The 12,760-nt window shown below is 42.7% G+C and carries 13 protein-coding genes; 5 read left to right on the top strand and 8 right to left on the bottom strand.

The genetic code is table 11. The features are described 5' to 3' along the window. Positions 1-71: 71 nt before the first annotated feature. Complete coding sequence (locus tag NRE15_RS07400; RefSeq protein ID WP_313792251.1) at positions 72-458, top strand: hypothetical protein; 387 nt, start codon at positions 72-74, stop codon at positions 456-458. Positions 459-642: 184 nt separating this feature from the next. Here NRE15_RS07400 and NRE15_RS07405 read toward each other — a convergent pair whose 3' ends face one another. From NRE15_RS07405 to NRE15_RS07415, 3 genes are read right to left on the bottom strand one after another with little or no spacing between them, the layout of a single operon-like run. Beyond that, a complete protein-coding gene (locus NRE15_RS07405) occupies positions 643-1,845 on the bottom strand; it encodes an ABC transporter permease (RefSeq protein ID WP_313792252.1) in 1,203 nt (400 codons plus the stop codon). Next, positions 1,832-3,064, bottom strand: a complete 1,233-nt coding sequence (locus tag NRE15_RS07410; RefSeq protein ID WP_313792253.1) for an ABC transporter permease — start codon at positions 3,062-3,064, stop codon at positions 1,832-1,834. Before NRE15_RS07410 ends, NRE15_RS07405 begins: the two co-directional genes overlap by 14 nt. After that, entirely contained in the window at positions 3,057-3,995 is a 939-nt protein-coding gene (locus NRE15_RS07415) for an ABC transporter ATP-binding protein (RefSeq protein ID WP_313792254.1), read from the bottom strand. The genes NRE15_RS07410 and NRE15_RS07415 overlap by 8 nt, the downstream gene beginning before the upstream one ends. Before the next feature lie 132 nt (positions 3,996-4,127). Between NRE15_RS07415 and NRE15_RS07420 the strand changes: the two genes are divergently transcribed. Together NRE15_RS07420 and NRE15_RS07425 are read left to right on the top strand one after the other, a co-directional pair. Next, positions 4,128-5,270, top strand: coding sequence for a sensor histidine kinase (locus NRE15_RS07420; RefSeq protein ID WP_313792255.1), 1,143 nt, complete (start codon positions 4,128-4,130; stop codon positions 5,268-5,270). Continuing rightward, positions 5,271-5,930, top strand: a complete 660-nt coding sequence (locus tag NRE15_RS07425; RefSeq protein WP_313792256.1) for a response regulator transcription factor — start codon at positions 5,271-5,273, stop codon at positions 5,928-5,930. Between the two features lie 178 nt (positions 5,931-6,108). On the opposite strand, the gene NRE15_RS07430 is transcribed toward NRE15_RS07425, so the two are convergent. The 3 genes from NRE15_RS07430 to NRE15_RS07440 form a co-directional block, all read right to left on the bottom strand. Beyond that, a complete protein-coding gene (locus NRE15_RS07430) occupies positions 6,109-6,438 on the bottom strand; it encodes a hypothetical protein (RefSeq protein ID WP_313792257.1) in 330 nt (109 codons plus the stop codon). Positions 6,439-6,615: 177 nt separating this feature from the next. Then, positions 6,616-7,233, bottom strand: coding sequence for an NUDIX hydrolase (locus tag NRE15_RS07435; RefSeq protein WP_313792258.1), 618 nt, complete (start codon positions 7,231-7,233; stop codon positions 6,616-6,618). Between the two features lie 79 nt (positions 7,234-7,312). Further along, positions 7,313-8,095, bottom strand: a complete 783-nt coding sequence (locus tag NRE15_RS07440; protein WP_313792259.1) for an SDR family NAD(P)-dependent oxidoreductase — start codon at positions 8,093-8,095, stop codon at positions 7,313-7,315. A gap of 208 nt (positions 8,096-8,303) precedes the next feature. Between NRE15_RS07440 and NRE15_RS07445 the strand changes: the two genes are divergently transcribed. Further along, positions 8,304-9,086: a YdhK family protein gene (locus tag NRE15_RS07445; protein ID WP_313792260.1), complete on the top strand. Its 783-nt coding sequence runs from the start codon at positions 8,304-8,306 to the stop codon at positions 9,084-9,086. A gap of 101 nt (positions 9,087-9,187) precedes the next feature. Then, positions 9,188-9,538 carry a zinc ribbon domain-containing protein YjdM gene (locus NRE15_RS07450; protein WP_313792261.1) on the top strand — a complete coding sequence of 117 codons (351 nt, stop codon included), beginning with the start codon at positions 9,188-9,190 and terminating at the stop codon, positions 9,536-9,538. A gap of 67 nt (positions 9,539-9,605) precedes the next feature. On the opposite strand, the gene NRE15_RS07455 is transcribed toward NRE15_RS07450, so the two are convergent. Together NRE15_RS07455 and NRE15_RS07460 are read right to left on the bottom strand one after the other, a co-directional pair. Then, positions 9,606-11,885, bottom strand: a complete 2,280-nt coding sequence (locus NRE15_RS07455; RefSeq protein WP_313792262.1) for an excinuclease ABC subunit UvrA — start codon at positions 11,883-11,885, stop codon at positions 9,606-9,608. Between the two features lie 16 nt (positions 11,886-11,901). Continuing rightward, positions 11,902-12,750 (bottom strand): aldo/keto reductase, encoded by an 849-nt coding sequence (locus tag NRE15_RS07460; RefSeq protein ID WP_313792263.1) that lies wholly within the window; start codon positions 12,748-12,750, stop codon positions 11,902-11,904. Between the last annotated feature and the right edge of the window lie 10 nt (positions 12,751-12,760).

The following is a 12,760-nucleotide window of genomic DNA, read 5'->3' on the forward strand; positions in this document are numbered from 1 at the left end:
CAGTCGGAAATGTCGTCCGCCATTTCCATGAGTTCAACGGTTTTTTCCCTGTTGCCGGTCGTCAGTTCTTGATGTCGTCCGGAAAAGGCAGTTGGCGGACGTCTGTCGGAAATGTCGTCCGCCTTTTCTATGAGTTCAACGAGTTTTTCCCTGTTGCCGGTCGTCAGTTCTTGATGTCGTCCGGCAAGGGGGGTTGGCGGACGTCAGTCGGAAATGTCGTCCGGCTTTTCCATGAGTTCAACGAGTTTTTCCCTGTTGACGGTCGTCAGTTCTTGACGTCGTCCGGCAAAGGGGGTTGGCGGACGTCAGTCGGAAATGTCGTCCGGCTTTTCTATGAATTCAACGAGTTTTTCCCTGTTGCCGGTCGTCGTTTCTCGTTGTCGTCCGGCAAAGGCGGTTGGCGGACATCAGTCGGAAATGTCGTCCGGCTTTTCACTAAATTCATTTTTATTTCTTAATTTATCGGTTAAATTGCAGGGTAATTACCCAGCGCGCGACAACTCCTCGCCAATTTGTCGCGTGGACTGTGAGCGCGCGACATTTTTCTATCAACTTGTCGAGCGCTCCATCAAATAACAAAGTAAGCGTGACAATCTTCCATTTCCCAACCATTCACTCTGCCCACTATACCTCCGTCAACCACTAAGCCAAATAAATATTCTGCCGTCTGCGATAACTTTGCACCATGAAACTTAAGGCGTAATAAGCGGCAATCAACAAAATCTGAATGCCAAAGAAAGTCAGCAAATCTTGCGCGCCACCATTCGACAACGCTGGATTGCTTAAAATAATCTCATCGGCTCGCACTTGCCAAAACGGCGATGCTAACATGGCAATTTGTTGCATAATGGGTGAAACAAACTGACGAGGGACAAACAAGCCACTCGCAAACGCCACGAACAAGCCAATAAAGGTAGACATAAAATTAATAATCCCTTTATTTGGCGATATCGTCACAATAAAGTAGGACATCGCCTGAATACCAAAACAGGATAAGAAACTCGACAAGAGAATAAGCAAGCCTTGTCTTGAAAAGAGCGTGTTTGGTCCGTACATGAAGTAAGCAACTAACATTAAAAAGAACCAGTAAAGCAAGGCGAAAGATAGACTCCCTAAAATAGATTGGAATAAGCGGTTCCCCTCCGATAAACGCCCCATTCGATCACGTTTGACAATTTCAGGATTGCGCATGGCGATAATCGCATAGCCAAAGGTCGTAATGAAAGTAGTGATGAAAATATAACTCGCATAATGCGTATAAAAACCTCCAAAAGCGCTTAGTCGTGCCAAATCACCATCAACCTCTGCTTGCATAATATCAATGGAAGTATCCAAGGTTTCATCCAAAATACTGAAATACTCAGCGATTTGTTCATCGGAAGGATTTGTCGCTAGATTACCTGCATTAACACGGGCGTTATTTATATAGGACGTCAACATCGTATCCACAAACGCTTCATCCGCTTGTGAGTTCGTCACTTCTTTTTCCAATGGAATCGTATACTCCGTTCCAAAGGTTAAACTATCACCGAAACCTTCAGGAATCGTCAAAACATATTGAATTTTTTCATCAAAGAAAGCATCGGCAATCGCCTCACGGCTCTCTTCAATATCCACAAGTTCAGCATGACTGTCTAAATAATCCACTAAATGTTGTGAAAAGACATTCCCTTCATCGTGATTAAATATCACTATCCGACTTTCTTCCACAACAAATTCGGTATTTAATTCACTTTCGTAGACACGATTAATCGGTATGGTTATCGCCATTAACAGGACGAAGTAAGAGATGATAGCAGCCTGGTTGGCGCGCAACAACTTATAAAACAGTTTAAAGACTTGCATAATCCGTCCTCCTTAAGCTAACAATTGTAATAACAAACAACACAACGGCCATGATAGCTAGAATGAGTAAATTTTCGTTATACTGCTTAAATGTCGGATAGGTATTGAGATAAAAAATCCCGTCATTGATCAAAGCAACAGGATTTATTTTATTAAACCACGGCGCATTATCATTAATAAATATCTTTAGTGCGTTGGACATCATACCGGTAAAGGCACCAAACATCAGCGGTAAACCAATTGAAATAGCTACGGTGACTCCACTGTGCCGTTTAAACACACCAGCGATAGCCGTCCCCATTAATAAACCAACTAGGACACCTAAGGTAACAATCGCAATGATTCTTCCCCAATGATAGCCTAATGGCACACCATTAAAGTAATAGATGGCAATCACGGCATAAACAATCGCTAACGATGGCAATCCCCATGAAATAAAGGTGGCTAAAAAGCGTTTAATTTTAGGAACAGGTGATACCGTTGCTCTTAATGCTTGCGTCGAATGAATCGCTTCATTTTCCGTAATCATATTAACCCCGATTGACATAAAGAAAATACACAAATAAGCAATCGCAGAATAAAAGTAAATTGACGTACTGGTAGTACCACTTTCAGACCTGGCGTTGACAATTAATTCCGGATTGGCTTGAAATGCTTCCGCCCGGTTGGTCACTTGAACGAGTGAATTAACCGGATCCTCTGAATTAGCAATATTGGTAAAAGCGGTCGTATAACCCGCGGTGATAGACGTATACGAGTTAAAGGCAGAATAGATAATTGAAGAAGTGAAATCGTTAATAGCAGCTGGAGCGACTTCTAAACTAAAAGACACCCCGTCTTGGGTGGCATCAGCAATCACGGTTGCATCAACGACACCATCTTGAGCTAATTGTTGACCGGCTGCCAAATCATCCACAACCACATAAGCCATCAGCGGTTCCTCTTCGACATCGTCCTTTAAAACAATCTTTCCATCGCTTTTTTCACCTTCCACGGCGATAGCTGTTAAATTCGCTTGTATACTCGTCACTTCTTCAGCACTCCCATTAAACACCATGGCGATGGGAATGACATCCAAAGTTGTTCCACCTGATAACAAACCCGTAAAAACCAATAAATAAATTAAGCCAAAAGCAAAGGGAAATAAAATGCCAAACAAGACCCCTTGGCGATCACGATACATTAAGCGCGGAGTATAACGTAATAAATGGCTAAACATTGTCCCTCAACTCCTTACCTGTAATTTCCAGAAAGACATCATTTAATGTAGGTTTTTGAACACTTAAATTAATAATATTGACGGCTTCCTCATCTAAAACCGTTAGTAATTTAGTTAGATGACTTTGACCTTTTTCAAAATGCACCACCGCATTACCCGGTTCATAAATAAATTGCGACACTTGCGGGATCGCTTTAATCTTAACTTGTGTTGCTTCGGTTAAGTGCGCAACTTCCAAGGTCACCACCTCACCATGACTCGACATTTCTTTAATTTGACTACTAGTTCCCGTCACGATTTCCTTACCCCGATCAAGAATTGTCAAACGATCACATAAGTACTCCACTTCTTCCATATAATGTGTCGTATAAATAATCGTCTTCCCTTGAGCGGCTAAATCCTTTATCCCATCTAAAATCCGGTTACGCGACTGCGGGTCAACGGCAACCGTAGGTTCGTCCAGCACAATTAAATCTGGCTTATGCACAATCCCACAGGCTAAATTCAAACGTCTCAGTAACCCACCTGATAGTTTTTTAGGCCGAAATTTGCGGAAATCTTCTAAACCAACAAATTCAATGGCTTCATCCACATACTGTTTACGGGTTTGTTTATCGCTAATATACAAACCACAAAAATAATCTAAATTTTCAACCACCGATAATTCATCATAGACACCAATGTTTTGCATCACTAAACCAATGCGTTTTTTCACATTGTAATTGGTTGGATGCATTTTTTCCCCAAAAATATGCACACTACCTTCATCATAACGCAGGAGCGCCAACATACAATTAATCGCAGTTGTCTTCCCACTTCCGTTGGGTCCCAGCAATCCATAAATCTCGCCTTCTTGAACATTCATCGAAAAGTGATCTAAAGCTACCAAATCATTATAGCGTTTTACAATATTATCTAATTGAACAATCATGACGCAGCCCTCCATTTGTTTTATAGTTATATTATCCCATGCTAAACTTTCCAATCCCATTGCAAAATGTCAATGAAGTCGATGACATTCGTCATCAAAAAATGCTACTATATCCTTAAGGAGGCGGGAAAAATGAATCAGTGGTCAGAACTCATCATTCGCTTAACCCTCGTTATCAGCCTGTTTTTTTATCTTCTTTCAATAAATACCTCTGCTTTTCCGGTGGTTGAATTAGCCCTTATTGTTGTTATTTCCGCCATCTATTACTTGCGCTTATATGGTCAAAGCGATAAACATTGGGAAAGCGAAGTATCCAATCGCAACGAAGCGATATTTACATGGATTTATGTGGTTCTTTTTGCTATTATTTGTTACTTTTTACCTTATTTTTATGTCTTTTTGCCTGTTTTATTCTATGATATTCCAATAAAAGCATTGAATCGTGTAACATTAGTCATCCTCTTTTCCGTTTTGGGTCTCTTTTTGAATATAGAGGTATTTATTTTGTTTTTCATTGGGGGTTTGTCGTTGATTTGTGCGTTTTTGCATGCGTTAATGCTATCGGCCTCGCAACAACAAACAGCTTATTTTTCTGAACTAAATAGCTTGCGGCATGTTAATGAGCGCTTTAAACAAGAACAGCAACATTTAGTGGCCTTACAAGATGATCGGATTCAATCGTCGATTAATAATGAACGTCGACGGATTGTTGGTGAGATTCATGATATATTGGGCCATCAATTGAGTTCGGTTATTATTCAACTGGGGGCATTGGAGTATGTGGTCGAAGATGAGCAGCTAAAGCTGTCTTTGCGGGAAATTAAGGAGGTTCTCAATACGTCAATGACGAATGTGCGTGCGGTCATTCATACGGAGCGTGAATCAACTATTGATTTAGAAAGTGAAATCCAACATTTAATTGACGGTTTTACAAAAGCGCCTGTTCATTATACTTATAGTAACGAAAGCCCGCTTGACACACAGACGGCACATTCAATGGTTAATATCGTGAAAGAAGCTTTAACCAACATCAATAAGCACTCCAACGCGACGCATGTAACGATTCGCTTTCTTGAATTACCTACCCAATGGTCTTTGTTAATTTCGGATAATGGTTCGACGCTTAGTGAATCGGCTGCGGGCAATCCCCATAGAGGGATTGGTTTATTAAATATTGAAGAACGTGTTCATCAACTCGATGGAAATATACATATCAATCATGAAAGAGGATTCCGGATATTTATTACAATACCTAAAACGGAGGACGTGGATTAGATGAAAGTATTGGTAATTGACGATGACGCTATGGTAACCGCGGGTATCAAGACGATTATTGAAATGGCCACCAAAGGGCTTGCCGAACCTTTCAAGGTAGTTGGCGTGGGGCATAATGGCCAAGACGCCTTAAGGCTGTATCCTGAAACAAGGCCTGATGTCATCTTAATGGATATTCGTATGCCAGAAATGGATGGGATTGAAGCCGGGAAAGCCTTACTTAGTTTGTATCCTGAGGTAAGGATTATCTACTTAACAACTTTTTTGGAAGATGATTATATTGTGGAAGCTTTAAAATTAGGGGCTAAGGGGTATTTATTGAAAACAGACTATGAAAGTTTGATTCCGGCGATTGAAGCGGTCGCTAATGGGCAACATGTTTACGGGGATGAAATTATTGCCAAGGTGCCTGCGTATTTGTCCCAGGAACATCACGTTCAAGGGAATGTTGCCAGACAGGGATTGGATGCGGTTGACTTGTCGACAAAAGAAGTTGAGTTGATCCAGTGGGTGGCTGAAGGGTTGAACAACAAGGAGATTGCTGAGAAGATGCATTTCACCGAGGGGACGATTCGCAATTATTTGTCGGCGGTGTTGGAAAAATTGGAGTTGCGTGACCGGACACAATTGGCGATTTATTATTTTAAACATATGGTGTAGGGAATGGGGATGTCGTGTAAGTGCTGCTAAAATCCGACGGTTAGACGGTCTTCCCAACAAATCGACGTCCGCCATTTCGGCAATTTTCAGCATATCCAACGATTTGCCGGACTTCGTTTCTTGACGACGTCCGGCAATTAACGTTGCCGGTCTTCCCGATAAATCGACGTCCGGCATTTCAGCGATTTCCAGCATATCCCCCAATTTGCCGGACTTCGATTCTTGACGACGTCCGCCAATGAACTTTGCCGGTCTTCCCGACATATCGACATCCGGCATTTCGGCAATTTTCAGCATTTCCAACGATTTGCCGGACTTCGATTCTTGACGACGTCCGCCATTTGACTTTGCCGGTCTTCCCGATAAATCGACGTCCGGCATTTCGGCAATTTTCAGCATATTCCCCAATTTGCCGGTCTTCGATTCTTGACGACGTCCACCATTTGACTTTGCCGGTCTTCCCGACATATCGACGTCCGGCATTTCGGCAATTTTCAGCATATCCCACGATTTGCCGGACTTCGATTCTTGACGTCGTCCGCCATTTAACTTTGCCGGTCTTCCCGACATATCGACGTCCGGCATTTCAGTAATTTTCAGCATATCCCCCAATTTGCCGACTCTCACTCTCTTCACTTATCACGCCATTAAGTCCCGCTCACCGAAACCCCACCCCCTCATACCATCAATCAAAATAAGCCAGGGCGTCTGGGTCGTCTAAGTAGCGGTACAGGATGTCAATTTGGGATTCCGTTATGCGGCCGATGGATAACTCGGGTAAGGAATGACGCTCAAAAAAGCCAACGTCGGATGTTTCAATCGATTCACTCGCCTGCCCGCCGACAAGCTCACACAAAAAGAAAATCCGATAAATATAATTGGCGTGTGGTGGATGCGGATGGCGGGCGCGATCCATCACTGCAATCACTCGTCGTGGCACAACAACAAAGCCAGACTCCTCCTGCACCTCTTTGACCACCACCTCACTAGCAGAATAGCCAACATCAGCCCAGCCACCAGGCACGGACCACTTGCCATCCGCCGTTTCCTTCACCAACAAAATCCGTCGGTCTTGGAAAACGACGCCACGCACATCCACCTTAGGTGTTGCGTAGCCTGTATCACTCGCAAACAACTCACGAATGACCGTCGGATCCACCTGCGTGTATTCCTCCATTATTTCCACACTCAAATCGCGAATCATCTCAAACCGCTCCAAGTCATACACGTCCTTGGAATACGTCAACCCCGCCTGCGCAATCGCCTGCAACTGTTGCGCCCATTCTAACCACTTAATCCGCATATCCCCCTCCAATAAATCCCTCTGCCTCAAGCAAAAAAGAACCTCCTTCGCTAATAAGAGGTTCCCTTTTACAGGCTGGCTATAACACCGCCACTTTCCCACCATCTATATTCACTGACGTTCCCGTCACATAGGATGCACCAGATGACGCCAAGAAGGTAATTACCTTCGCCGCTTCAACGGTATCGCCTATGCGACCCATAGGAATCTCATGACTATCCAAAGCCGAATACTCTTCCCAAGTCAAATCAGGCCGCTCATTCTGCCATTTCTTCTCAATTTGATCACTGCGAATAAGACCAATACAGACCGCATTGATACGAATATTATCGGCCGCGAATTCTTTGCTCAAACCCTTGGTTAAAGCTAAACCGGCCGCGCGACTAATGGACGTTGGAAACGACTTTGCTCCTGGGGTCTTACCAGCTGCCGCCGTTAAATTCACCACCGCACCGCCACCGACCTGACGCATATGCGGAACAGCGGCTCGGGTGGTATTTATGGCACCGAACAATTTCAAATCCAAATCCTTTTGCCACAAAGCATTGTCTACCTCTTCAAAGGGATGCGCCTCCGACGTCCCAGCGTTATTGATTAAAATATCTAAGCGTCCAAAGTGTTCTACCGTTTCCTCAATCACACGCTCACAATCCGCTTCGATCGTCATGTCTGCTACAACCACCAAAACTTCTTTACCCGTTTCCGCTAATATTTCAGCCTTAGCCGCCTCTAAGCGATCTAAATTGCGCGCACAAATAGTGACGTCCGCCCCTTCACCGACCAACATTTTGGCTGTCGCAAGCCCGATGCCTTTACTTGATCCTGTCACGACCGCCACTTTGCCTTGCAATCCTAAATCCATAAAATCACCCTTTCTTACTCTCTTTCATTCTACCGATTTTACCAACCCACTTCAAATAAATATCTCTGCCCTATAAAAATTCTTCAAGCAGTGATATTTATTTAAATAAAAATTAATTTCTTATGGGTTATTTAAACTTATTCAGAGGGTTTTCGTTTGATTTTTCATCATAATATTATATACAATGTTATATAAGGAGTGATATTTAATGAAAAAATTTATTGGAAAAGGAACGTTAGTCTTGTCGACAGCCTTGTTATTGGGAGTGGCTGTTCCAACCATTCATACAGCAATAGCTCAAGATAGCGAGTCAGTAGAAAGTGTTGAAATGGATCACGCTATGATGGAACATGATGATGAAGGCCGTTTACCGGCAAACATCATGATTGAACGCGAACCAACGTTTAAAGTCGGTGACAGTGTCGTAGTTAGTGCTGACCATATGGACGGTATGAACGGTGCTGAAGGTGTAGTGGTAGCAGCTTTTGATACAGTTGCCTATGAAGTGACCTACACACCGACTGATGGTAGTCAAATAGTAGAAAATCATCGTTGGGTGGTCCACGAAGAAATCGCTGGTACGAACAGCCGTGACGAAGCTGAGGTTCCCTTTGAAGTCGGAGCAGAAGTTTCTTTAGAAGCCTATCATATGCCTGGCATGGAAGGCGCCATGGCTACGATTGAAGCGGTGAATGATGTCACTGTCTACATGATTGATTATGTTGATACACAATCAGGCGAATTAGTCATCAATCACAAATGGGTGACAGAAGACGAGTTGAGTGCATTAGCTGAAGAAACAGACCCCGCTGCTAGTGATGAAGAAGAAGTTACGGAAAGCCAAGCAACAGAGGATTCCCAAGACGCTGAAACGGAATCAGACGCAGAAGAAACGACTGATGAATCAAACACAGAAACAACGGAAACTGAAGCAGACTCTACTGAATCTGAAGCAGAAAGTGACGCTGCATCAGACGATACTGAAGAATAATTCGGTTACTTAACAGACGGCACCTGTGTCGTCTGTTTTTTTGTCTCATTTTTACAGAAGAAGTATGGTAGGATAGGTAGTAGATGAATGGAGGAATGCAAATGGAACAACGATTACCTAACTGTCCACAATGCCAATCAGTATATACCTATATGGATCAAGAAATGTATGTTTGCCCCGAATGCGGACATGAATGGAGTCAAAATGCTCAATCCGAGGAGTCTGTCACCGCAACTATCACCGATTCAAACGGTAATCCTTTAGAAGATGGCGATAGTGTCGTGGTTATCAAAGACCTCAAAGTAAAAGGCGCTAAATCAGCTATCAAGCAAGGGACAAAGATTAAAAACATAAAATTGATACATGATCCCGCCGATGGGCATGATATCGATTGTAACATCGAAGGGTTCGGCGCAATGAAATTGAAATCGGAATTTGTGAAAAAAGCCTAACATGAAAAGTGGACCCGATCATCGAGGTCCACTTTTTTCAAGGTAAATAATAAGCGTTTTATGATAATTATTGCCCTTCTTCAATTTGAATACCTACATAGTTTTTAAGGCAACTGCCTGTCGGTGAAGCCGAAAAGTCAAGCATTTCCACTGGTGTGCCCATGAACACTAACTCGCCACCTTGATTGCCACCGCCGGGTCCTAATTCAATGATCCAATCGGCTTGCGCAATGATCTGTAACTGGTGTTCGATCAAAATGAGTGTATGGCCTTGACTTAGCATTTTATTGAACAGTTTCATCAATTGCTCTAAATCACTGATATGCAAACCGGCACTGGGCTCATCTAAAATAAAAACGCTCGCCCGACTATTTAATTGACTGGCCAACTTTAACCGTTGACGCTCACCCCCAGATAATTGATCCGTGGATTGACCCAAACGCAAATAACCCATCCCCGTATCCATTAATAACTGCAAACGTCCCTCAATCGCAGGATAATCGGCAAACAAACGCATCGCCTCATTCGCCGTCATCTTCAAGACATCGACAATGGTATAGCCTTTAAAGCTATACTGTAAAACTTCTTCACGATAACGCGTGCCATGACAACTATCGCACACCATCGTCACTTTATCCGCAAAAGCCATATCGGGCTGGATAACCCCCTTACCCTGACAATGCGGGCAAGCCCCCTCAGCATTCGAACTAAACCAGCCCTTTTTAACTTTATTCACTTTTGAATAAATATCCCTGATGGAATCCATCACCCCTGTATAGGTTGCGATGGTTGAACGGCTATTACTGCCTATCGGTTGTTGATCAATGTAGTTAAAATCTGGGTATTGCTGCATCACAATCTCTTTAATAAAGGTTGATTTACCTGAACCCGAAACCCCTACAAGCGCCGTCAAAGCATTCGCAGGAATGTGTACCTTAAACGCCTTTAAATTATGTACTGGCTGGGATTCAACCGTCAAAAGCGTCTCCGCTTCTTTGGCACCCCCATTTAACGTAACCTTTTGCTTAAATGCCCGACTCGTGGGCGTATCTTGATTTAACAAGGCGTCAAAAGTGCCTTCAAAGATAATTTCTCCGCCTTGTTCCCCAGCTGCCGGTCCTAACTCAATGATCCAATCAGCATCTTGAATCATTTGCAAATTATGTTCAACCACCAAGACCGTATTGCCCTTATCCCTTAATTGAAATAAATGTTGTTGAATGTTCTGAACGTCTTTAGCATGTAAACTTCGTGTCGGTTCATCAAAGATATAGGTTAAACCACTTAAGTTGCTACCTAATTGCTGAATGAGTTTTAAACGTTGTAGTTCGCCGCCAGATAATGTATCTGAATTTCTGCCTAAATGTAAATACCCCATCCCTAAATCGATGATTCGCTGCAAAATCGCCTTGATTTCTTTAAGCAAACCTTTAACTAAAGTGCCTTCAATCGTTTCAACTTCAGCGATTAAGGTCTCGCCATCCATGTCAAAATAATCAGCGATATTTTTTTCGTTAATGAGCGAACTTAAAGCCGCCTCATTCAGCCGTTTACCATGACAGACAGGGCATTTTTGACTGGAAACGGCCTCTTCAACTTCCTTGCGGACAGACTTACTCAGTTTAGCTTGATTACGATGAAGGTAAAGGCGGTTAAAGCGGTCGACGATGCCTTCATAATCCACACCTGACCCAGTATAATAAGACCCTTCTTTAGCCACTTCGACTTTAAAACCTTTGCCATATAACAACAACTCTTTCTCTTCCGGTGAATAATCTTTTAAAGGCTTATCCAAATCAAACTTTCCAGAATTGGCATAGATTTTCCATTGCCAGTTGCGTTTGCTAAAGGGCGTAAATGTTATGGCCCCTTCATTTAAGGTTAAATCCCAATCGATGATCCGATCAATATCCAAGGCCATTTTATTGCCTAAACCGCTACACTCAGGGCACATGCCCATGGGATGATTAAAGGAATAGGCAGAAGAAGGACCAGCACTTGGCTGACCCATTCTTGAAAATAACAATCGAAACATAGAAGCTAGCTCTGTGATGGTTCCAACGGTTGAACGACTATTACGACTTAAACTTTCTTGCCCCATCATAATCACCGGGGTTAGATGCGTTATCTCACCAACATTTGCGGGTTCATATTGTGGCATCAAATTTTGTAAATACAACGGATAAGTCTTATTCATTGCTCTTTGTCCCTCTACCCCAATCGTATCCATCACTAAAGACGATTTGCCAGAGCCCGATACACCAGTAAAAACAACAACCTTATTTTGGGGGATATCGATTGAGAGGTTTTTCAAATTATTAACGGAAACATCTCGCAAAGTAATCATAGCCATCTCACTTTCTTTAATGCACTTTTAGACTCGCTAAAGCTTCAATCGTTTCCGCCGAATCAAGATCGATAATGTTGCTTTTGCCTAAATCAAGTGTCGCAATTTGATCCATATCTGCCTGCGTCAATTCAAAATCCCAAATAGCAAAGTTTTCTTCAATCCGTTCTTTGTGGACGGATTTAGGAATCGTTACAATACCCAGTTGGATGGTCCAACGTAAAATCACTTGTGCAGCTGTTTTACCATACTTTTGACCGATTTGATTTAATATCTCATTGTCAAAAATATCAAACATCCCTTCCGCAAAAGGTCCCCAAGCTTCCAATTGAATGTTGTATTTCTTCAATATAGGTTTGATTTCATTTTGTTGGAAGAGTGGGTTATGTTCAATTTGGTTCACCGCCGGTACAATACGATTGTAAGTCACTAAATCAACCATTTGGCGGCTATTGAAATTGCAAACACCAATGGCTCTAATTTTACCTGCTTCATACAATTCTTCCATCGCCCGCCAAGCCCCATAGTAATCGTTGAAAGCTTGGTGAATAAGATATAAATCTAGATAGTCCACTTGCAGTTTCTCCAAGGTTGTTTCAAAAGCCTTTTTCGTCGCTTCATAACCATAATCTTGAATCCACACCTTCGAAGTAATAAATAACTCCTCGCGCGGGATGCCGCTACGTGTAATCGCACGTCCGACCGCTTCTTCATTAAAATAAGCAGACGCCGTGTCAATCGAACGATAGCCTGTCATTAAGGCTTGATAAACACTTTCTTCACAGACTGCTGCATCTTCAATTTGATACACACCAAAACCTAAAATCGGCATTTCAACACCGTTGTTTAATGTTACATATTCCATTATTTTTGCT

Origin of the sequence: Fundicoccus culcitae (assembly GCF_024661895.1) — a bacterium.
GTDB classification, from domain to species: Bacteria; Bacillota; Bacilli; order Lactobacillales; family Aerococcaceae; genus Fundicoccus_A; species Fundicoccus_A culcitae.